Source organism: Tropicibacter naphthalenivorans, from assembly GCF_900176475.1.
GTDB classification, from domain to species: domain Bacteria; phylum Pseudomonadota; class Alphaproteobacteria; order Rhodobacterales; family Rhodobacteraceae; genus Tropicibacter; species Tropicibacter naphthalenivorans.
The window spans coordinates 216,929-237,796 of the sequence record NZ_FWXX01000001.1 but is presented as its reverse complement, the minus strand read 5'-3'; the positions used below and the strand labels follow the sequence as shown (position 1 = coordinate 237,796).

Genomic DNA, 20,868 nt, shown 5'->3' with positions numbered 1-20,868 from the left:
AGGCTTGACCCAAGCGGCGCATCTGTTAGCGATATCTGGTATACCATTTCCGACAGGAGCGCCCCTTGGACACCCGTGTATGCCGCGTCTACGGCAAGAAAGACATCCGCGTTGAAACCGAAACCGTGGCAGAGCCGGGGGCGGGCGAGGTTTTGGTCGCCGTCGCGGCGGGCGGGATTTGCGGGTCGGACCTGCACTACTACCACGACGGCGGCTTTGGCCCGATCCGGGTGCAGCAGCCGATGATCCTCGGGCACGAAGCCTCTGGCGTGATCCGCGCCGTGGGCGCTGGCGTCACCGATCTGGCGGTTGGCGACCGGGTTGCGCTGAACCCGTCGATGCCTTGCGGAGAATGTTCCTATTGCGCCGAAGGATTGCCAACCCATTGTTTGAACATGCGTTTTCGCGGATCGGCCATGCGGATGCCGCACGAACAAGGCCTGTTCCGCGACCGTCTGGTGATCCCCGCCAAGCAATGCGTCAAGGTCGCGCCCGAGGTGGATTTAGGCGAACTGGCCTGCTCCGAGCCGCTGTCGGTTTGTCTGCACGCGCGCACCATGGCGGGCGATCTGCAAGGCAAACGTGTGCTGGTGACCGGCGCGGGGCCGATTGGCGCGCTTTGTGCTGCGGTGGCCCGCGATGGCGGCGCATCGGAAATCGTGGTGACCGATCTTCAGGACTATGCCCTTGGCGCAGCAGAGAAAATGGGCGCAACGCGGGTCATCAACGTGGGCCTGCACAGCGCCGAGATGGAGCGCTACACGGCGGACAAAGGCCACTTTGACACGGTGTTCGAGTGCTCGGCGGCAGGGCCTGCGATCCGCACGGCGATTGCGGCGGTGCGCCCGCAGGGCAAGATCGTGCAGGTTGGCGTCACCGGGGATTTGGCTCTGCCGATCAATATGTTGGTGGGCAAAGAGATCACCTATCAGGGCACCCAGCGTTTCCAAGCAGAGTTCTTTGACGCGGTAGAGGCCATTGCCGAACGGCGCATCGACGTGCGCCCGATCATCACGCAGACCATGCCCTTGGCCGATGCGGTCGCGGCCTTTGATCTGGCCGGGGATCGCACGCAGGCGGTCAAGGTGCACCTGACCTTCGAAGGCTGAACGAAAAACGGCCCCGCAGATCAAAGCGGGGCCGTTTTCCGTTTAAAGACAGGGGCTTACTTCAGCGCCGCGTCGGTGATTTCCATGGTGTAGGCGCCCTCGGGGGCCTTGGTGATCACCGGGTCAGAGCCGCCCGCCAACAGGGTCGCCACCGTGCGTTCATAATCCGCCACGTCCAGCGCGCCGTTGGACCCGGCGGTCAGCTTGGCCACTTCGCCCATCATGCGGATCTGGTGCTCTTCGGTTTGCGCGCCGGTTTCATCATAATCCAGCACGATCATCGCCGCCTCTTCGGGGTTTTTCTCGGCCCATTTCCAGCCCTTCATCGAGGCTCTGACAAAGCGGGTCATCTTGTCCTTGAAGGCCTCGTCGGACAGGTTTTCCTCGAGCACATAGAGCCCGTCTTCGAGCGTGGCGACGCCTTGGTCTTCGTATTTGAAGGTCACAAGCTCGTCGGCGGACACGCCGCTGTCCAGCACCTGCCAGTATTCGTTATAGGTCATGGTCGAGATGCAATCGGCCTGACGCTGCAGCAGCGGATCAACGTTAAACCCTTGTTTCAAAACCTCAACCGAGCCTTCGGCCTTGCCATGGGTTTCGATCCCCAGCGAGGACATCCACGACAGGAAGGGGTATTCGTTGCCAAAGAACCAGACGCCCAAGGTGCGGTCAGCGAGGCTTTCGGGTTTGTCGATGCCGACGTCGCCCCAGCAGGTCAGCATCATGCCAGAGGACTTGAACGGCTGGGCGATGTTCACCAGCGGCAGGCCGTTTTCGCGCGCAGCCAAGGCGGCGGGCATCCAGTCGATGACCACATCCGCGCCGCCGCCCGCGATGACTTGGGTCGGGGCCACGTCGGGGCCGCCGGGCAGGATGGTGACGTTCAGATCTTCTTCTTCGTAAAAGCCGTTTTCCAGCGCCACGTAATAGCCGGCGAATTGCGCCTGCGTCACCCACTTGAGCTGAAGGGTGACGTCATCGGCGGCATAGGCCGGGGACATCAGCGCGAGGCTGGCGGCAGCGGCGGTAAAGAGGGTCGTTTTCATGAAGTCACTCCTTGTTGGTGTTTTGTGGTTAATGTCTTGCCCCATTCGGGGTCATTTTCTGTGGGACGCGTGCCAAAAGGTCATGCGCCGTTCCAGCGCGGTCATCAGGCCGTAAAAGGCCGTGCCTGCGAGGGCTGAGACGAGGATGGCAGCCCAGACCATGCCAAGGTCAAGCGCGCCGATGCTGGTCGAGATGCGAAAGCCCAGACCCTGGGTCGGGCTGCCGAAAAACTCGGCAACGATGGCACCGATGAGCGCGAGGGTGGTGCTGATTTTCAGCCCGTTGAAGATGAACGGCAGGGCGGCGGGCAGGCGCAGTTTGACCATGCTTTGCCACCACGTGGCGGCGTAGGTGTGCATCAGGTCGCGCTGCATGGCGGTGGTGTCTTGCAGCCCCGCGACGGTGTTCACCAGCATGGGGAAATAGACCATCAGGACCACGACGGCGGCTTTGCTCTGCCAGCCAAAGCCGAACCACATCACGAGGATCGGGGCGGTGCCGACGATGGGCAGGGCGGCCATGAAGTTGCCGATGGGCAGCAGGCCGCGCTTGAGAAAGTCGTAGCGGTCCACCAAGAGGGCGGTGCCAAAAGCGGCCAGAATGCCAATGAGATAGCCGGACAGCGCGCCTTTGAGGATGGTTTGGGTGAAGTCTTGCCAGAGGGTGCCGAGATTGGCGGCGAAGGTCTCGGCGATCAGCGACGGCGGCGGCAGGATGACGGTGGGCACGCCGAGGCCGCGCACCAGGAGCTCCCACATCAGCAGGATGGTGATGCCGAAGATCACCGGGATCGCCGTGCGGGTGGCGGCGGTGTCATGGGCCGGGCCGTTCGCCAGTTTCACGTTGAGCGCAAAGCCTGCGGCCCAGATCAGCAGGGCGGAGAGGACTTGGGTCATTGTGCGCCCTCGCTGCGTTGGGTTGGGGCCGTGCGGGCGGGAGCCTCCGGCGGGGATATTTGGAAAGAGAAGAAGACGGGGGGCGTTTGGGCCTTGGGGTGGGTCATTGTGCCATGCCCATTTTCTTGAGGGTTGCGCGTTCGGCGGCCGAGATGGCCCAGACCAGCGTTGCGGCGAGGGCGGCGGCCATGAAGAGCGCGGCCCAGATTTGCTCCATCTGACCGTAGTAGCTGCCGGCCAGCATCCGCGCGCCGAGGCCGCCTTTTTGCACCGGGAGTTCGCCGACGATGGCGCCGACGAGGCTGGCGGCGATGGCGATCTTGAGGCTGGCAAAGAGGTAGGGGACCGAGGAGGGCAGGCGCAGTTTGCTGAGGACAGTGGTTTGCCCGGCATTGTAGGTGCGCATCAGGTCCATTTGCATGTGATCGGGGCTGCGCAGCCCTTTGACCATGCCGACGACCACGGGGAAGAAGGAGAGGTAAGCGCTGATGATGGCCTTGGGCAGCAGGCCCTGGACGCCGATGGAGTAGAGCACCACGATGATCATCGGGGCGAGGGCGACGATGGGGATGGTTTGGCTGATGATGGCCCAGGGCATGACTGACATGTCCATGACGCGGCTGTGCACGATGCCGATGGCCAGCGCGATGCCGAGCGTCGCGCCGATGGCAAAGCCGAGCGCCGTGGCGCTGAGCGTGACGAGGCCGTGGTAGATCAGCGAGCGGTTGGACAGGGTGCCAGAGCGGACGATGCCGCGGCGGCCGGTGAGTTCCTCATGGATGGTGCTGTCGTACAGTTCGGCCACCACGCGGTGCGGGGCGGGCAGGATCGGGCGCTTGGTCGACCAGCTTTGGCCGATCTGGCCGGGGTTTTGCAGAACCAGCGACAGGTTCGACAGATCGCGCCGCTCTTGGGCGCTGGCGGGGGTGATCGTTGCGCCGTCGCGTTCGGCCTGGGTCAGGACCTCTTTGATGTTCATGGGGATCGCGGCCACGTACCATAGGGCGATCAGCCCAAGAACCAAGGTCAGGACGGGGAGCACCTTTTTCATCGGGTCCACTCCATTTTCAGGGTCTCGGCCATGGCGTCGGTCGCCGGGATGGTGCCGGTGACCACGAAACCTTCGCGCCGGTAAAAGGCCTGCGCCCGCGTGTTTTCGGTGAAGACCGTCAGCCAGAGCGTATCGCGCCCCTCTTTGGCCAGATCGATCAGGCGTTTGCCCATGCCGGTGCCTCGGCGGGTCAGGTAGATCGCGCCGATCTTGTTCTCGACCGGGTCGAGCGACATGTAGCCGTCCACCGGTTCGCCCACGACGTACATCTGGCGCGCGTCAAAGGTGTCTTGGATGATCGGTTCGATGACCTCAGGCTGGGCCGGAGTGGCCACGAAGGGCACCTCGACCTCCCAATCGCAGACGATCCGGGTCATGGCCGGGATGTCGGCGCGGGTGGCGCGGCGGATGGGCTCTGGCGCGGTCATTCGAGGTACCCGGCGCGCAGCCCTTCGCGGACGCGGTGGGCGATTTCGATGAACTCGGGTGTGTCGCGAATGTCCAAGGGGCGCTCCTTGGGGAGCGGGCTGTGGATCACGTCGGTGATGCGGCCCGGGCGCGGCGACATGACCACGATATGGGTCGACAAGTACACCGCCTCGGGGATCGAATGGGTGACAAAGCCGATGGTTTTTTCGGTGCGCGCCCAGAGCCGCAGCACCTCTTCGTTCAGGCGGTCGCGGACAATTTCGTCAAGCGCGCCAAAGGGTTCGTCCATAAGCAGGATGTCGGCGTCAAAGGCCAGCGCCCGTGCGATCGAGGCCCGCTGCTGCATCCCCCCCGACAGCTGCCACGGGAATTTCTTGTCAAAGCCGGACAGCTCCACGAGGTCCAGCACCTTGGCCACACGCTCGGCCTGTTCGGTCTTGGAATAGCCCATGATTTCCAAGGGCAGGGCGACGTTGCGGCCAATGGTGCGCCACGGGTACAGCCCTGCCGCCTGAAAGACATAGCCATAGGCGCGGGCGCGCCGCGCCTCGTCCGGGGTCATGCCGTTGACGGTTAGCGTGCCGCCCGTGGGCGTTTCAAGGCCCGCGATGCAGCGCAAAAAGGTGGTCTTGCCGCAGCCGGACGGGCCGATAAAGCTGACGAAACTGCCCTTGGGGATATCAAGGCTCACGTCTTTGAGCGCGTGCACCGGCCCGTCGTTCGTCTGAAAGGTCAGGTCAAGGTGTTTGGCCTGAATGACAGGCGCGTCGGTCGTGGTTTGGGGCGTCATTTGCACTGTGATAGCTCGGTTCGGTCCTCGGGGCGGTCTTCCGGGTAGACGGCAAAGCCGCCCTCCGCCGTCGTTTCGATCATGTAATAGGCTTCCCAGGTCTCGCCCTCGCCAGAGCACGCCAGCGTCAAGACCATGGCCCCCGCGCCGACCTGCAAGACGCCGGTGATCGGGCAACTTGTTTCGGCGAACTCGATGCGCTCGCCGGGGTGGAACAGCACCGCACCGTCCTGCGCTGGCCCATCCGCACAGCCCGGCGCATTGCCATAGGGACCATCCGCCAAAGCGGCAGCGGGAAGGACAAGCGCGATCAGCGCGAGACAGGACAAACGCATGGGAAACCTCTTGGAACTTGGGATGGGCGCAGCCTCTGACAGGCCGCGCCGTGGTTCAAGCCCTTAAACCCCCGTTGCCGGAATACCCGACCGTTCCACCGGGCGCGGCGCGGTCAGCTCCTTCCACGTGGACAGCGCCTTGTTCGTCGCTGTATTGGGCGCGCGCTTGACGAATTCGCCGTGGCCCTCGCGAGAGCGCAGCTCGCCGTCATGCACCGCTACATGGCCGCGCGTCAGGGTGAAACGTGGCAGGCCCTTGACCTCTTTGCCCTCGAAGACGTTGTAATCAATGGCAGAAACCTGTTTGTCCGCGGTGATCGTCTTGGTCTTCTCGGGGTCCCACACCACCAGATCGGCATCCGCGCCCGGCAGAACCGCGCCCTTTTTCGGATAGCAGTTGAGGATCTTGGCAATATTGGTCGAGGTCACGGCCACGAACTCTTCGGGCGTCAGACGGCCCGTGCCGACCCCATAGGTCCACAGCATCGGCATCCGGTCCTCCAGCCCGCCGGTGCCGTTGGGGATCTTGGTAAAGTCGCCCACGCCATAGCGCTTTTGCTCGGTGGTAAAGGCGCAGTGATCCGTGGCCACCACGCTGAGCGACCCCGACTGCAAGCCTGCCCAAAGACTGTCCTGATGCTGCTTGTTCCTAAACGGCGGCGACATCACCCGCCGCGCGGCGTGGTCCCAATCGGGGTTGAAATACTCGCTCTCGTCCAAGGTCAAATGCTGGATCAACGGCTCGCCCCAGACCCGCTTGCCCTGCTGGCGCGCCCGGCGAATGGCCTCGTGGCTCTCCTCGCAGGACGTATGCACCACGTACAACGGCACCCCCGCCATGTCGGCGATCATGATGGCGCGGTTCGTCGCCTCACCCTCGACCTGCGTCGGACGGCTGTAGGCATGCGCCTCGGGGCCGGTGTTGCCCTCGGCGAGCAGCTTGGCAGACAGCTCGGCCACCACATCGCCGTTCTCGGCATGGACCATGGCGATCCCGCCCAGCTCAGCCAAGCGGCCAAAGCTCGCGTACATCTCGTCGTCATTGACCATAAGAGCGCCCTTGTAGGCCATGAAATGCTTGAACGTGTTGATCCCGCGCTCGCGCACCACGGTCTCCATCTCGTTAAAGACCTGCTCGCCCCACCAAGTCACCGCCATGTGGAACGAATAATCGCAATGGGCCCGCGTCGACTTGTTGTCCCACATCTTCAGCGCATCCAGCAGACCCTGACCCGGCGAGGGCAAGGCAAAGTCCACCACCATCGTGGTCCCCCCCGCCAGCGCCGCCTGCGTCCCACTGTCAAAATCATCGCTGGAGTAGGTCCCCATAAAGGGCATCTCAAGGTGCGTGTGCGGATCAATCCCGCCCGGCATGACGTAACAGCCGGTGGCGTCCAAAACCTCGTCCCCGGTCAGGTCCGGCGCGATCTCGGTGATCACCCCGCCCTCGACCAATACATCCGCCTTATAGGTGCGGTCGTGCGTGACGATGGTGCCGTTCTTGATGACAGTGCTCATGGCGTACTCCCTGCGGCCCAACCAGATGATCGCGGCCCTATGCTTCTTCTCTTTTCAAATATCCCGGGGGGAATGCCCAACGGGCAGGGGGGCAGCGCCCCCAAAACCCTCAAATCACTCCACAATCCCCGCCGTCTCGACCACCGCGTGACACAGCACATCCGCGCCCGCCTTGGCCCACTCCTTGGAAATCTCCTCGGCCTCGTTGTGGCTCAGCCCGTCCACACACGGGCACATGATCATCGCCGTCGGCGCCACCTGGTTGATCCAGCAGGCATCATGCCCCGCGCCGGAAATGATGTCCAAATGCGAATAGCCCAGACGCTCTGCCGCCGCGCGCACCGCGCCCACGCAGCCCTCGTCAAAGGCCACGGGGTCAAAGCCGCCAACCTTTTCAAAAGCCACCTCAAGGCCCATCTCATCGCAGATCGCCTGCGCCTCGACCTTCAGCCGCGCCTCCATATCTTCGATCACCGCCAGTTCGGGCGAGCGGAAGTCGACCGTAAACACCACCTTTCCGGGGATCACATTGCGCGAGTTCGGGTAGACGTCGATATGCCCCGCCGCGCCCACCGCGTGCGGTTTGTGCGACCACGCGATCTCATCGACTTTTTCCAGAATGCGCGCCATCCCAAGGCCTGCATTCTTGCGCATGGGCATCGGGGTCGATCCGGTGTGCGCGTCCTTGCCGGTCACCGTCACTTGGGTCCAGGACAAGCCCTGCCCATGGGTGACCACGCCAATATCCTTGCCCTCGGCCTCCAGGATCGGGCCTTGCTCGATGTGCAATTCGAACATGGCGTGCATCTTGCGTGCGCCGACCTCTTCGTCGCCCTTCCAGCCGATGCGCTCCAGTTCCGCGCCAAAGCTCTTGCCCTCGGCATCCTCGCGCGCATAGGCCCAATCTTGGGTGTGTACCCCCGCAAAAACGCCCGATGACAGCATCGCCGGGGCAAAGCGCGTGCCTTCCTCGTTGGTCCAATTGGTCACGACGATGGGGTGTTTTGTCTTGATATTCAGGTCGTTAAGCGTGCGGATCACCTCCAGCGCGCCCAAAACCCCCAGCACGCCGTCGTATTTCCCGCCCGTGGGCTGGGTGTCCAGATGGCTGCCCATATAGACGGGCAGGGCGTCCGGATCGCTGCCTTCGCGCATCGCAAACATATTGCCCATGGTGTCCAGCCCCATGGTGCAGCCCGCGTCCTCACACCATTTTTGGAACAGCGCGCGCCCTTCGGCGTCGGCGTCGGTCAGGGTCTGGCGGTTGTTGCCGCCCGCCACGCCGGGGCCGATCTTGGCCATCTCCATCAGGCTGTCCCACAGCCGGTCGCCATTCACACTCAGGTTCGCGCTGGGCGCTGCCATGTTGTATCCCCTGTCGCTTGGCCTTAGAATCAAGGCTCATTTGTCGTTAAGCGGTGTCGCTCATGCGTCTTTTGACCATATGGTCAAAGGTACGTTACCAGAGGTCCGGCATCAGTCAAGAAGCGCGCTATGCAAATGAACAGGTGCTGATTATTTAGGCGGAAAGACCGGACGTATGGCTCGAAAACTGGCGGAAGATAAAAAGATACCGGAAAAGCGCCCCCTGACGCGCATCCAAAAGGCCAAGCGGCAAACGATCCTGGAGGCGGCCTTGGACGTGTTTTCTGCCGAAGGATTCCGCGGCGCCACGCTGGACCGGATTGCCGCCGAGGCAGGCCTGTCCAAGCCCAACCTGCTGTATTACTACCCGTCAAAAGAGGCGGTTTTCCAAGAGCTTCTGTCCGGTTTGCTGGAAACCTGGCTTGATCCGCTGGCGGCGATGGACCCGAGCGGTGAGCCGCTCGAAGAGATCATGGCCTACGTCCGGCGCAAGCTGGAAATGGCCCGCGATTATCCGCGCGAAAGCCGCCTGTTCGCCAATGAGATCCTGCGCGGCGCGCCGAACATCCAAGGTATCCTCGAGACCGACCTAAAGAGCCTCGTTGATGAAAAATCAGGCTGTATTCGCGATTGGATCGCCGCCGGGAAAATCGCCGAAGTGGACGCGGTGCACCTGATCTTTTCGATTTGGTCGCTGACGCAGCATTATTCGGATTTCGATGTGCAGGTGCGCGCGGTGCTGGGCCATGACGACCCCTATCCGGGGGCGGCGGCGCATCTGGAGGTGCTGTTCAAACGGCTGCTGACGCCCGCTTGATTTTGGCGTGAACAGCGTTCTGAACTGCGTTCACGCGAGGCTTTAATTGTCTGACATTTAATTGTCTGACAATTGTATAAATGTCACAGGTTTGCGTATCCGCATGAAAAAGGGCGCGCCAGAAGCGCGCCCCAGTTTGGACCTCAGGGGGATTATTCGGCCGCTTTGGCCATGGGATTGTTGGGGTGGGTCGTCCAGTTGCCGTACTCTGCCGGGACAACCTGACCGGTGCGCTGGTCGACCTCGCCGGGGGCGACGCGCTCCATGGTGATGCAATTGTCCACCGGGCAGACGTCGACACATAGGTTGCAGGCCACACATTCGTCGTCCTGCACCTCAAAGACGCGGTCTTCGGACATGGTGATCGCCTGGTGGCTGGTGTCCTCGCAGGCGGCAAAGCAGCGCCCGCATTTGATGCAATCGTCCTGCGAAATCCGCGCCTTGGTGATGTAATTGAGGTTCAGATACTGCCAATCGGTGACGTTCGGCACCGCCATGCCGATGAAATCCGAGGTCTTGGTATAGCCTTTGTCGTCCATCCACTGGGACAGGCCGCGCTTCATTTCCTCAACGATTTTAAAGCCATAGGTCATGGCGGCGGTGCAGACCTGCACGTTGCCCGCGCCAAGCGCCATGAACTCGGCGGCATCGCGCCAAGTGGTGATCCCGCCGATGCCGCTGATCGGCAGGCCGTGGGTGGCGGGGTTGCGGGCGATTTCGGCGACCATGTTCATGGCGATGGGCTTGACCGCCGGGCCGCAATAGCCGCCGTGGGTGCCCTTGCCGTCGATGGTCGGCTGCGGGGCCATCATGTCCAAGTCCACCGAAGTGATTGAATTGATGGTATTAATCAGGCTGACCGCATCCGCGCCGCCGTTCTTGGCGGCCTCGGCGGGCATCCGGATGTCGGTGATGTTGGGGGTCAGCTTCACGATCACCGGCTTGTCGTAGTATTGCTTGCACCAGCGGGTGACCATCTCAATGTATTCAGGGACTTGGCCGACGGCGCTGCCCATGCCGCGTTCGGCCATGCCATGCGGGCAGCCAAAGTTCAGCTCAATCCCGTCGGCCCCGGTTTCGGCGACGCGCGGCAGGATGGCTTTCCACGACGCCTCGTCGCAGGGCACCATGATCGAGGCGATCAGCGCGCGGTCGGGGTAGTCGGCTTTGACGCGGGCCATCTCTTCGAGGTTGGTTTCCAGCGGCCGGTCGGTGATGAGTTCGATGTTGTTGAGGCCCAAAAGGCGGCGGTCCGCGCCGTAGATCGCGCCGTAGCGGGGGCCGTTGACGTTGACGACCGGTGGCCCTTCGGCACCGAGGGTTTTCCAGACCACGCCGCCCCAGCCTGCCTCGAAGGCGCGGCGGACGTTGTATTCCTTGTCGGTGGGCGGCGCGGACGCCAGCCAGAACGGGTTTGGCGAAGAGATGCCGAGGAAATTTGTTGTGAGATCAGCCATGTGTGGTCTCCTGCGGGGCGCCTGTGGCGGGCCGGGGAATTGGATATTTGGAAAGAGAAGAAGACATGGGGGTCATGCCTGCGTGAGCGCGGCGTGAATGTCTTCGGCGGCGTCGCGGCCTTCGGAGACGGCGACCACCGTCAGGTCTTCGCCCGCGGTGCAGTCGCCGCCCGCCCAGACGCCGGGCATGGTGGTGCGGCCTGCGCCGGTGGTTTTGATCTTGCCGCGGTCAAGTTCGGGGCCGTCGATCCCGGCGAAGGTCTGGCCGATGGCGCGAAAGACCTGATCGGCGGGCAGGCGGATCGTCTCGCCGGTGCCGGTGAGGGTGCCGCTTTCGGCGGTGGTGTACTCCAGTTCGATCTGCGCGGCGCTGCCGTTGCCGTGGATGGCGACGGGCATGACGTTGGTGAGGATCGTGACCCCTTTGGAGGCGGCGAGGTCCTGTTCGAAGCGCGAGGCCCCCATCTGCTCGCGCCCCCGGCGGTAGGCGAGGGTGACGTTTTGCGCGCCCAGCAGCTTGGCCTGCACGGCAGCGTCGACGGCGGTCATGCCGCCGCCGATCACCACCACGTTGCGCCCGACGGGGAGGGTCGTCAGGTCGCGGGTCTGGCGCAGGTCAGCGATGAAATCGACCGCGTCCATGACGCCTGCGCGGTCATTGCCGTCGCAGGTCAGCGCGTTCACCGCGCCGAGGCCGATCCCGAGGAATACCGCATCATAGTCTTGGGCCAGTTGGTTAAGCTCTAGGGTTTGGCCAAGGGTCTGGCCGGTATGAAGCGTGATGCCGCCGATTTGCAGCAGCCAGTCGATCTCGCGGGCGGCGAAGTCATCGGTCGATTTGTAGGACGCGATGCCGTATTCGTTGAGGCCGCCGGGTTTCTCCTTGGCATCAAAGACATCGACCGCGTGGCCCTTGAGCGCGAGGCGGTGGGCGCAGGCCAGACCCGCAGGGCCAGCGCCGACGACAGCCACACGTTTGCCCGTCTCAGCGGCACGGGTGAAGGGGTGGCTTTGGCGCGCCATGGCGGTGTCGGTGGCGTGACGCTGGAGGCGGCCGATCTCGACCGGCTTGCCTTCGGCGGTTTCGCGCACGCAGACCTGTTCGCACAGCGTTTCCGTCGGGCAGACGCGGGCACACATGCCGCCGAGGATGTTCTGTTCAAAGATCGTCTGGGCCGCCGCTTCGGGCATCCCGGTCGAGATCTGGCGGATGAACAGCGGGATGTCGATGTCGGTGGGGCAGGCGGTCACGCAGGGCGCATCGTGGCAGAAATAGCACCGATCGGCGGCCACGCGGGCCTCGTGCGCATCATAGGGCGCGTGCAGGTCGGCAAAGTTCTCGGCCAGGGTGTCGGGGGCGAGCCGGCCGGCTGCGATGCCGGGCGTAGCTGGGCTGGTCATGGCGTCTCCGTGGGTTGTCACGGGGATCACTGTGCCACGGTTCAAAAATTTATCAATTGGTAAAATTTAAGGGGCGCGGATTTTTTCGCCGCTTGCGAAAAGCTGCCCAAGAAAGTGGCAAACGCGCCTTGGCAGCGGGGAAGGGGGCGCAAAGCGGACACGAGGGCGCGCTTTGCGCCGAGGGGTCAGTTGGTCAGAACGCCGACGCCTGCGCCGACGATCGCGCCTTCGACGCAGCGGCCTTCGACAAGGACTTCACCGGCGGCGCAGCCGATGGCGGCCCCCACCAGGGCGCTTTCCAGATCGCTGTCCGGGCGCACGCAGCCCGCGGCTGCAAAGGTTGATACGGCGGCCGCCGCGGCAATAAGTTTTTTCATGGTCTGGTCTCCTTGTGCGGGTGCACGCGATGGTGGCAGCATGTGCATAGCCGATACAAGCGGCAAATGATCTCTATCAATTCTGGGAATAGACGGTGCGCGAGGAATGGCCGATGCGCCGCCCTTTAGCCGGCGTTCATGGCCTGCGCGATGTCTGCGGCGGCGTCCTGAACGGCGCTGGCAAACTGCGCGCGGGCCAAATCGCGGCGGAACACCTTGCGCGACCAGGTGACATTCAGCGCGGCGGGGACGTGTTCGGCCAGACGGATCGGCACGGCGAGCGAGTCGCGCGCGTCATCCACCGCGCTACGCGGCTCGTTAAAGTCGCCGCCAAAATCCGGGTCGCGAAAGGCAAAGCCCTGCGCGCGGGCATCACTGACACAGCGCGCCACGTAGTCGGGGCTATGCGCCTGACGGTCGCCCTTATGGCCGCTTTGGCGCAGGCGATCCAGAATGGCGTCGCGGATCGTGTCCTGACAAAACGCCAGATAGGCCCGCCCAGAGGCCGAGCGCAGCATGTTGATGCGAAAGCCCACCGGCCCCAGCGGGATACTCTAGATATAGGCGCGCGGGGCGTTGGTTTCGATCACCTCCATGTGGGTCAGGCGCGGCACGGCCAGCACCGAGGGCCATTTGATCCGGTCCGACAGGCGTTCAAGGATGGGCGAGGCGACCTCGGCCAGCGCCTGTTCGCGGTCCATGTGCCCGGCCAGTTCCGCCAGCGAGTAGGACGCCACATAGGCGCCGTCGGCCATGCGCTGCCAGACCATGCCGCGCGCCCGCAGGGTTTTGAGGATGCGCAGCAGCGACGCCTTTGGAATGCCCGTGCGCCGGTGCAGATCGCCCAGCGTCATCTGACCCGAGCTTTGCAGCAGCGTCAGCACGTCCAGCCCGCGCGCGAGGGCGTTGATGGTCTTGACCTTGGGTTATGGCATCGGGGTCCTGCTTAATTGGGCGGCGAAGGGGCGGTCTGCGCCTGTGATCTTAAAACTTTAGCCCGCTCTTTAACGCTTCGTTAAGCATTTTGATTAAAGGTTTTTTACCAAGCGTCAGGGCCATTCCCGGCGTTGGACGTCTTAATGCACGTGTAGCGATCTCCGAGCTCTGCGTCGGGAGAGTGTCAATGACAAGACTATGGAGCAAGGCTCTGATCGAGGAAGACGGGGAACCCATACAAGAGTTCCGCCGCTTTTTGTCGTCCTTTGGTCAGGCGGCCGTGTCGGGGCTGGGGGCCGAGGCGCTGCATGTGTGCCTGTGCCAGACGTTCACCCGCAGCGAGACGCCGATCCAAGGCATGTGGCCGGACCCCGCACCGGGCGAGGCCGCAGCGCAAAGCCCAGAGTTGATAACCGCCGCGATGGCGCAGTTCGAGGCCATTCAGGGCGGCGGGCCTACCTGGATGTGGCACCGGGCCACCGCCGACGGTCTGGAGATTTTGACCATCGCGCTGGCCAACGGGGACGGGCGGATCATGGCGGTGGTCGGCCTGATGTATCGCAAACCCGACAGGGCCGCGGCGGAACCTGCGGCGATGGCGCTGATGAAGGCGGGCGAGGCGCTGCTGGACAGCCTCTTTACCCGGTTCTTCACCGAATTCGATCTGATGGTGCTGGAGCGGCGCAACGCGCGGCTGACAAAGCTGGCCCGGATCGACAGGCTTACGGGGCTGGAAAACGCCACGTCCTTTGAGACAAAGGCCTGCGAGCGGCTGCGCACCACCGATGAGCCGGCGGCGCTGGTGGTGATCGACGTGGACCATTTCAAGCTGGTGAACGACCTGTATGGCCACCAGTTCGGCGACCGCTATCTGAAACTGGTGGCTGAAAGCATCATTCACGCCATGCCGCAGGGCGCCATCGTGGGCCGCATTGGCGGCGATGAATTCGCCGTGTGTCTGGACCTGCCGGGGGATGAGGCGGCCCACTTGTCCGAGATCCTGGTGTTTTGCCGCAATGCGGTGATGCGCGCGGCGGCGACGCTGGACAAGCCCGATCTGGGGCGGATTTCTATGGGCGCGGCGCTGTTCCCGTCGCAGGCCAAAAGCTTTCGCGCGCTGTTCGAGCTGGCGGATGCGGGGCTGTACGCGGCCAAGCGCTCGGGGCGCAGTGCCTACCGGATCTTTGACCCGTCGCGCCACCAGACCTTTAACAGCCGCGCCATGGGGCAGCTGTTTCTGGATGCGATCGATCAGGGGCGCGTGGTGCCGTTCTTTCAGCCGATCGTGGATCTGGACACGGGCCAGCCCGCCTATTTCGAGGTGCTCGCCCGCTGGGAAGACGGGGCAGGGGGCATCCGCACGCCCGAAGACTTTGCCACGATCCTGAGCGACTATCGCTTTGCCAACATACTGACGGAAACGGTGGTGGGGCAGGCGCTGGAGGTCGCGGCGCAGGCGCGGCAGAGTGGCAGCCGGGCCAAGCTGTCGGTGAACCTCTGCGCGCTGGACCTGACCAAGCCCGAGTTCGTCTTTGACATGCAGGCGCTGCTGGCCCAGCACGGGGCCGAGTGGTGCGATATCGTGTTCGAAGTGACCGAGACCACCATGCTCGATTGCGGGCGACAGCGGATCTTCCAGACCCTTGCCGAGCTGCGCAGCCGCGGGGCGCAGGTGGCCTTGGACGACTTTGGCATGGGCTACGGCGGGCTGCGGCACCTGCGCGACTGGCCCATCGATATTCTCAAGATTGACGGCAGCTTTGTCGCCGGGATGGACAGCAACCCCAAGGACCGGGTCATCGTCGAGGCGATCTTGCACATTGCGCGGCAGACCGGCCTGACGGTGATTGCCGAAGGCATCGAGACAGAGCAGCAGCGGCAGATGCTGCGGGACATTGGCTGCGTCTATGGTCAAGGCTACCTGTTTTCCTGCCCCGGCCCGCAGGGGGCGCTTTTCGACATGCTGGGCGCAGCATCGCAGGTTGGGGTGGGCGCGGCCTGATCCGGCCTTTGGCGGGCTGTTCTGTTGTGTCGCGGTCTGCGAAAAACGCTTTGTATTTTCAAACGGTGCATTACGCTGCGTTAGGTGAGCGAAAGGGACGGTATGTCCAAGGTGAGTGGTTTACAAAAGCCGCAGGGCGCACCGCGGCTGGTTGCGCTGGGGATCAGCACCGATGAGGTCGACCCCCTGCTGGCGTTTTTTGCCGCGCTGCCGCCGCAGGTGACCTGGGCCATCGTGTTCACCAAGCCCTTGTCGCTGGTGCAGCTGGCCCGGCTCAAGGAGGTGCTGCACAAGTCCGGGGGGCCAATCCTGGAGTGGCTGTCGACGGGGATGCGGCTGGCGCCCGGGCGGGTCTATTTGCCGCCGCGCCATGCGTGCGTTGAACTGGCGGACGAGGCCTTTGTCCTGTCGCCCGCGCCCGAAGGCGAGACCAAGCCGATGCACCTCGTGGACACCTTTTTGTTGTCGCTGCTGGGCCGTGACCCGGCGCGCACGGCGGTGGTGTGCCTTGACCGGGTGCCGCTGGACGGGGTGCTGGGCTTTCAGCAACTGGGCGAGGCGGGCGCGCCGATCTTTTTACGCCCCCGGCAGGGATTGGCCCGGCGCAAGGGGCAAGGCGTACTGGAACCGGGCCGCATGCCGGCGGTGCTGGCCCGCGCCTTTGAGGGCGAGACCGCCGAGCCGGACGACTCTGCCGCGCTGGACCGCATTCTGGGTTTGCTGGAGCGGACCTGCCATATGGAAATCAGCGCCTACAAGACCGACATGCTGGCCCGCCGGATCACCCGCCGAATGCGCCTGCGCCGCCACGACAGCTTTTATGACTATGCCGAGGCGCTGGCCGCAGACCCCGCCGCCGTGGCCGAGCTGTATGACGATCTGCTGATCGGCGTGACCGGCTTTTACCGCGACTCGGAGGTGATCCAGACCCTGCGCACCAAGGTGCTGGACCCGATGGTGGCCAGCTGTGACGGGCAAAAGCCGCTGCGCATCTGGGTGCCCGCCTGCGCCACCGGCGAAGAGGCCTACACCCTTGCCATCGAACTGGCCGAAAGCTTTGAGGCGGCAGGGCGCGCGCCCAATTTTCGCATTCTGGCCAGTGACTTGCGCCAATCGTCCTTGGATGTCGCGTCGGTTGGGCTGTATGATGTGGGCGCGGTGGAAACGGTGCCTGAAGTCCTGCGGGACAAGTATTTCCAACGGGTTGGCGGGCAATATGCCGTGCGCAAGAGCCTGCGCGCGCATATCGTCTTTTCAAGCCACGACGCGCTGGTTGACCCGCCGTTTTTGCAACTGGATCTGGTGTCCTGCCGCAACCTGCTGATCTATCTCAACCCAGAGCCGCAGGCGCGGCTGCTGTCGATGGTGTTGTTTGGGCTGCGCGCGGATGGGGCGTTGCTGTTGGGCCAGTCCGAGACGCTAATTCGCGACCAAGACGCGCTCGAGGTGATCGACCGCGGCGCGCGCCTGTTCCGCAAGCGCGGCGATGTGCAGCCGCGCCCGGTGCCGCTGCCCGAACAGGATCTCCCGCAGGGCGATCCGCTCAAGCTGCAAAGGCCGCGCCTGGGCATCGGCTTGGCCCACCGCGATCATGTGGTTCTGAACGGCTTTGACGCGGTGCTGCGCCGCTATGCGCCGTCGTCGCTGCTGATCTCGGCCGAAGGCGAGGTTCTGGGCTGGTTCGGCGCGGCCAGCGTTCTGGTGCGCAAGACCGACGGCGCGTCCCTGCGCACGGTCGAAGACGTGGTCCACGACGATTTGCAGATCCCCATCACCGTCGCCTTGGAAAAGCTGCGCGAAGGGCCGTTTGAAACTTTTGTGCGCGTGCTCAAGGTGGAACTGGCGGGGGGCGCACCGGGACGGGTGCAGCTGCGATTCGAGGCGCTTGATACCGCTGGGGCTGGTCCCTTGCTGCTGGTGGCGGTGACCTTTGGCGATGGCCAAACGCCGGTTCCGACGCCGCAGACAGCCCCAGAGGCGGAAGACGCGCTGTTCCTGTCGCGCCGGGTGCAGGAACTGGAGCGCGATCTGCGCTTGACAGAGCGGACCTTGCAGCATGTTACCGAACGGCTGGAGGCGACGGGCGAAGAGCTGCTGGCCTCGAACCAAGAGTTGCAGATGGCCAATCGCGCGCTGCACCGGGACAATCACGGGTTGAACCACAGCAATGCGGCGATCCGGGCGCAGGCCGAAGATATTGGTCTGTATGCCAATGGTCTGGAGGCGGTGCTGGATGCCCTCGGCATCGGTTTTGTGGTTGTCAGCGCGCAGGGCGTGATCCACCGGGTCAGCGCGCAACTGGCGGTGCGGCTCAATCTGGCGTCTGCGCCGGAGGGGCTTGATATTGCGCGGCTGGGCCTTGGGCCGGACTTTGATGCCTTGCCGCAGGTGGTGCAGGACGTGGCGCGCAGCAAGCGCCCGGCAGAGCTGTCTGGCGAAGGTCCGGGGGGCACGCTTTGGCTGCGGGTGTTCCCCCAGATCGGCCCATCCCCGCGCGATCCCCAAGGCGATGCGGGCGGGGATGGCGTGGTGCTGGTGTTTCATTGGCCCAGAGGGCCATAATCATATTGGCCCAGAGGGCCATAACTATAGTGGCCCAGAGGGGCATAATTACCGTGGCCCAGAGGGGCATAGGTGAGGTGGCCCCAAGCGGGCGCCGCCTTGATGCCCCCCCACGCCCCTCAGCAAATCCGCGGCAGTTGCTCACCCACCAGCATGTCGACAATCCGCCCACCGCCAAACAGCGTGCGCATGGTAACGCGCCCCTTGGGGCCGTCTGTGGCCTTGCCGATCACGGTCGCGCCCGCGCCCTCGGGCACGGTCTTCATCGCTGCCAAGGCCGCCTCGGCCTGATCCTCCGGCACAAACACCACCAGCGTCCCTTCGTTCGCCAGGTACAGCGGGTCCAGCCCGAGGATCTCGCAAACGCCCTTCACCTCGGGGCGCAGGGGCAAGGCGGTCTCTTCGATCTCGATCCCAACGCCAGCCGCCTCGGCGATCTCGTTCAAAGCACTGGCCAAACCGCCGCGCGTCGCATCCCGGCAGGCCCGCGCATCAGGGGCGGCGGCCAGGACGGCCTGCATCAAATGCCCAAGTCCCGCACAATCCGACGGGATCTCGGCGGACAAGGCCATATCCCCGCGCGCCGCCATGATCGCCGCGCCATGGTCCCCAAGCACGCCATTCACGATGGCCACATCGCCGGGCCGCACCTTGGTCGCGGCCATGTCCCGCCCCGGCGGAATGACCCCCACACCCGAGGTGGTGATGAACACCTTGTCCGCCGAGCCGCGCCCGACAACCTTGGTATCGCCGGTCACAATGCGCACGCCCGCCTTCTCGGCCTCCGCCTGCATCGAGGCCACGATCCGCCGCAAAAGCGCGATCTCTGTGCCCTCTTCGATGATAAACGCCGCCGACAGCCACAAAGGCTTCGCCCCGCCCACCGCAAGGTCATTCACCGTCCCGCAGACCGCGATCTTGCCAATGTCGCCGCCGGGAAACTCGACGGGATCGACCACGAACCCATCGGTGGTCATCGCCAAACGCGCCCCCGGCTCGCACAAAGCTTCCGACACCAAACGCGCCTGATCCTCCATGGCGTCGGGCTGAAACACAGAGGTAAAGACCTCCTCGATCAAGTCCCGCATCGCCTTGCCGCCGCCACCATGGGCCAGCGTCACCCGTTCATCTCTCAGCGCCATCTCGTCTTCTTCTCTTTTCAAATATCCCGGGGGGAATGCCCTTCAGGGCAGGGGGGCAGCGCCCCCTTCCTGTTTAGATGCGCACCTTCTGTGCGACGGGGCAGCGCCCCCTCTTCGCGCCCGGCACGGGCGCGCCTCGGTCCTGTAACGCGCCCCGCTAGGGGCGCGCCGGTCGGCCCGGCGCAGCCGGGACGAAACCGCTTATTCCGCAGGTTCCGCCGCCCGCGCGCCGCCGTATTGATAGTACGCCGCACAAGCTCCCTCGGAGGACACCATCAACGCGCCCAAGGGCATCTCGGGCGTGCACCCCAGACCGAACTGAGGGCATTGCACCGGCTTCATCCGGCCCGTCATCACCGCGCCGCAGGCGCAGCCTTCGGGCTCTTTCACCACCCGCGCGCCCGCGCCGTAACCGATGCCGAACTTGGCTTCGGCGTCGTAGGCGGCGTATTTCTCGCGAATACGCAGACCGCTGCTGTCGATCTCTCCCAGACCGCGCCACTCAAAGCTCGGGCGCATCTCGTAGACGTCCTCGATCGCCGCCAGCGACACCGGGTTGCCATGCTCGGGCACGATGCGCGCGTATTGGTTTTCCACCTCGGCGCGGCCGTCGCGGATCTGCTCCAGCACCATCAGCACCGACTGCAACAGGTCCAAAGGCTCGAACCCCGCCACGACAATTGGCTTGCCGTAATCCTGCGCAATGAAATCATAAGGATGGATGCCGATCACCATGGACACATGCCCCGGCCCGACAAACCCGTCCAAGACCATATGCGGATCGTCGAGCAAAGCCTTGATCGGCGGCGGCACCACGATGTGGTTGCAGAACACGCTGAAGTTTTCCAGCCCCTCGCGCGCCGCTTGCTGTATGCTCAGCGCGGTCGAGGGCGTCGTTGTCTCGAAGCCCAGCCCAAAGAACACCACCTGTCGGTCCGGGTTGCGCCGCGCCAGCTCCAAAGCGTCCAAGGGCGAGTAGACCATGCGGATGTCGCAGCCGTCGGCCTTGGCCTGCATCAGGCTCTTGCGGGTGCCCGGCACGCGCATGGCGTCGCCAAAGGTGCAGAAAATCACGCCCTCTTGCTCTGCCAATTCGACGCATTCGTCAACGCGGCTCATGGGCAGAACGCAGACCGGGCAGCCGGGGCCGTGGATGAACTCCAGCCCCTCGGGGGTCAGCTTGTCCAAGCCATAGCGAAAGATCGCGTGGGTGTGCCCGCCGCAGACCTCCATGATGTGGACCGGCTTGTCCTTGGTGGCGCCGATTTCGGTCACCACGTCCTGAATGCGGGCCAGCAAAGCCTTGGCGGCCTTGGGGTCGCGGAATTCCTCGGCGTATTTCATCGCGCGTCCTCCAGCGCGGCCTGTCCTGCGGCCATTGCCTCCAGCTCTTCCTGGGCCTCGCCCAAATGGCGCAGCGCCTCGAGGGTTTCAGCCGCCTCGGCCTCGTCGATCTCGGACATGGCAAAGCCCACGTGGATCAGGGCCCATTTGCCCACCGCTTCGTTCAGATCAGCCCCCGCGATGCAGGCGACGTTGACCTCACGCCGGACGCCGGACACTTCGGCCATGGCCATCATGCGGGCCGCGTCGGTGATCTCGACGATCTGTCCCGGAATTCCCAGACACATCCC

The 20,868-nt window shown here is 64.2% G+C and carries 20 protein-coding genes; 4 read left to right on the top strand and 16 right to left on the bottom strand.

Annotated features, from left to right (window positions below):
- Window positions 1–65 precede the first annotated feature (65 nt).
- Window positions 66–1,109, top strand: coding sequence for an L-idonate 5-dehydrogenase (locus B9A11_RS01085; protein ID WP_058246179.1), 1,044 nt, complete (start codon window positions 66–68; stop codon window positions 1,107–1,109).
- Between the two features lie 56 nt (window positions 1,110–1,165).
- Here B9A11_RS01085 and B9A11_RS01080 read toward each other — a convergent pair whose 3' ends face one another.
- The 8 genes from B9A11_RS01080 to B9A11_RS01045 all read right to left on the bottom strand — a co-directional run bounded on the left by B9A11_RS01080 (window position 1,166) and on the right by B9A11_RS01045 (window position 8,540).
- The gene (locus tag B9A11_RS01080; protein ID WP_058246180.1) at window positions 1,166–2,155 is read right to left on the bottom strand and encodes an ABC transporter substrate-binding protein; all 990 of its coding nucleotides are present in this window, start codon (window positions 2,153–2,155) and stop codon (window positions 1,166–1,168) included.
- 51 nt (window positions 2,156–2,206) lie between these two features.
- Window positions 2,207–3,052: an ABC transporter permease gene (locus B9A11_RS01075; protein WP_058246181.1), complete on the bottom strand. Its 846-nt coding sequence runs from the start codon at window positions 3,050–3,052 to the stop codon at window positions 2,207–2,209.
- Between the two features lie 103 nt (window positions 3,053–3,155).
- Window positions 3,156–4,103: an ABC transporter permease gene (locus tag B9A11_RS01070; protein ID WP_058246182.1), complete on the bottom strand. Its 948-nt coding sequence runs from the start codon at window positions 4,101–4,103 to the stop codon at window positions 3,156–3,158.
- The gene (locus tag B9A11_RS01065) at window positions 4,100–4,531 is read right to left on the bottom strand and encodes a GNAT family N-acetyltransferase (RefSeq protein ID WP_058246183.1); all 432 of its coding nucleotides are present in this window, start codon (window positions 4,529–4,531) and stop codon (window positions 4,100–4,102) included. Before B9A11_RS01065 ends, B9A11_RS01070 begins: the two co-directional genes overlap by 4 nt.
- Complete coding sequence (locus B9A11_RS01060; protein WP_058246184.1) at window positions 4,528–5,322, bottom strand: ABC transporter ATP-binding protein; 795 nt, start codon at window positions 5,320–5,322, stop codon at window positions 4,528–4,530. The genes B9A11_RS01065 and B9A11_RS01060 overlap by 4 nt, the downstream gene beginning before the upstream one ends.
- Window positions 5,319–5,657, bottom strand: coding sequence for a hypothetical protein (locus B9A11_RS01055; RefSeq protein WP_058246185.1), 339 nt, complete (start codon window positions 5,655–5,657; stop codon window positions 5,319–5,321). Before B9A11_RS01055 ends, B9A11_RS01060 begins: the two co-directional genes overlap by 4 nt.
- Before the next feature lie 63 nt (window positions 5,658–5,720).
- Window positions 5,721–7,175 (bottom strand): dihydropyrimidinase, encoded by a 1,455-nt coding sequence (hydA, locus tag B9A11_RS01050; RefSeq protein ID WP_058246186.1) that lies wholly within the window; start codon window positions 7,173–7,175, stop codon window positions 5,721–5,723.
- 114 nt (window positions 7,176–7,289) lie between these two features.
- Entirely contained in the window at window positions 7,290–8,540 is a 1,251-nt protein-coding gene (locus tag B9A11_RS01045; RefSeq protein ID WP_058246187.1) for a Zn-dependent hydrolase, read from the bottom strand.
- A gap of 205 nt (window positions 8,541–8,745) precedes the next feature.
- On the opposite strand from B9A11_RS01045, the gene B9A11_RS01040 reads away from it, so the two are divergent.
- Window positions 8,746–9,357: a TetR family transcriptional regulator C-terminal domain-containing protein gene (locus B9A11_RS01040; protein WP_058246432.1), complete on the top strand. Its 612-nt coding sequence runs from the start codon at window positions 8,746–8,748 to the stop codon at window positions 9,355–9,357.
- Window positions 9,358–9,509: 152 nt separating this feature from the next.
- Here the strand turns inward: B9A11_RS01040 and preA are convergent, their stop codons facing one another.
- The 5 genes from preA to B9A11_RS01015 all read right to left on the bottom strand — a co-directional run bounded on the left by preA (window position 9,510) and on the right by B9A11_RS01015 (window position 13,503).
- Window positions 9,510–10,814, bottom strand: coding sequence for an NAD-dependent dihydropyrimidine dehydrogenase subunit PreA (gene preA / locus B9A11_RS01035; RefSeq protein ID WP_058246188.1), 1,305 nt, complete (start codon window positions 10,812–10,814; stop codon window positions 9,510–9,512).
- Between the two features lie 72 nt (window positions 10,815–10,886).
- Entirely contained in the window at window positions 10,887–12,215 is a 1,329-nt protein-coding gene (locus B9A11_RS01030) for an NAD(P)-dependent oxidoreductase (RefSeq protein ID WP_058246189.1), read from the bottom strand.
- Between the two features lie 185 nt (window positions 12,216–12,400).
- Window positions 12,401–12,592: a hypothetical protein gene (locus B9A11_RS01025; protein WP_058246190.1), complete on the bottom strand. Its 192-nt coding sequence runs from the start codon at window positions 12,590–12,592 to the stop codon at window positions 12,401–12,403.
- 125 nt (window positions 12,593–12,717) lie between these two features.
- Window positions 12,718–13,128, bottom strand: coding sequence for an IclR family transcriptional regulator domain-containing protein (locus B9A11_RS01020; protein WP_058246191.1), 411 nt, complete (start codon window positions 13,126–13,128; stop codon window positions 12,718–12,720).
- An 18-nt stretch (window positions 13,129–13,146) separates the two neighbouring features.
- Window positions 13,147–13,503: a helix-turn-helix domain-containing protein gene (locus B9A11_RS01015; protein WP_083499744.1), complete on the bottom strand. Its 357-nt coding sequence runs from the start codon at window positions 13,501–13,503 to the stop codon at window positions 13,147–13,149.
- A gap of 212 nt (window positions 13,504–13,715) precedes the next feature.
- Between B9A11_RS01015 and B9A11_RS01010 the strand changes: the two genes are divergently transcribed.
- Together B9A11_RS01010 and B9A11_RS01005 are read left to right on the top strand one after the other, a co-directional pair.
- Complete coding sequence (locus tag B9A11_RS01010; RefSeq protein ID WP_058246193.1) at window positions 13,716–15,530, top strand: putative bifunctional diguanylate cyclase/phosphodiesterase; 1,815 nt, start codon at window positions 13,716–13,718, stop codon at window positions 15,528–15,530.
- A 102-nt stretch (window positions 15,531–15,632) separates the two neighbouring features.
- A complete protein-coding gene (locus B9A11_RS01005) occupies window positions 15,633–18,092 on the top strand; it encodes a CheR family methyltransferase (protein ID WP_058246194.1) in 2,460 nt (819 codons plus the stop codon).
- Window positions 18,093–18,211: 119 nt separating this feature from the next.
- Here the strand turns inward: B9A11_RS01005 and hypE are convergent, their stop codons facing one another.
- The 3 genes from hypE to hypC form a co-directional block, all read right to left on the bottom strand.
- A complete protein-coding gene (gene hypE, locus B9A11_RS01000) occupies window positions 18,212–19,234 on the bottom strand; it encodes a hydrogenase expression/formation protein HypE (RefSeq protein WP_058246195.1) in 1,023 nt (340 codons plus the stop codon).
- A 201-nt stretch (window positions 19,235–19,435) separates the two neighbouring features.
- Window positions 19,436–20,578 carry a hydrogenase formation protein HypD gene (gene hypD, locus B9A11_RS00995; RefSeq protein WP_058246196.1) on the bottom strand — a complete coding sequence of 381 codons (1,143 nt, stop codon included), beginning with the start codon at window positions 20,576–20,578 and terminating at the stop codon, window positions 19,436–19,438.
- On the bottom strand, window positions 20,575–20,865 hold the full coding sequence (gene hypC, locus B9A11_RS00990) for a HypC/HybG/HupF family hydrogenase formation chaperone (protein WP_058246197.1): 291 nt from the start codon (window positions 20,863–20,865) through the stop codon (window positions 20,575–20,577). Before hypC ends, hypD begins: the two co-directional genes overlap by 4 nt.
- Window positions 20,866–20,868 lie beyond the last annotated feature (3 nt).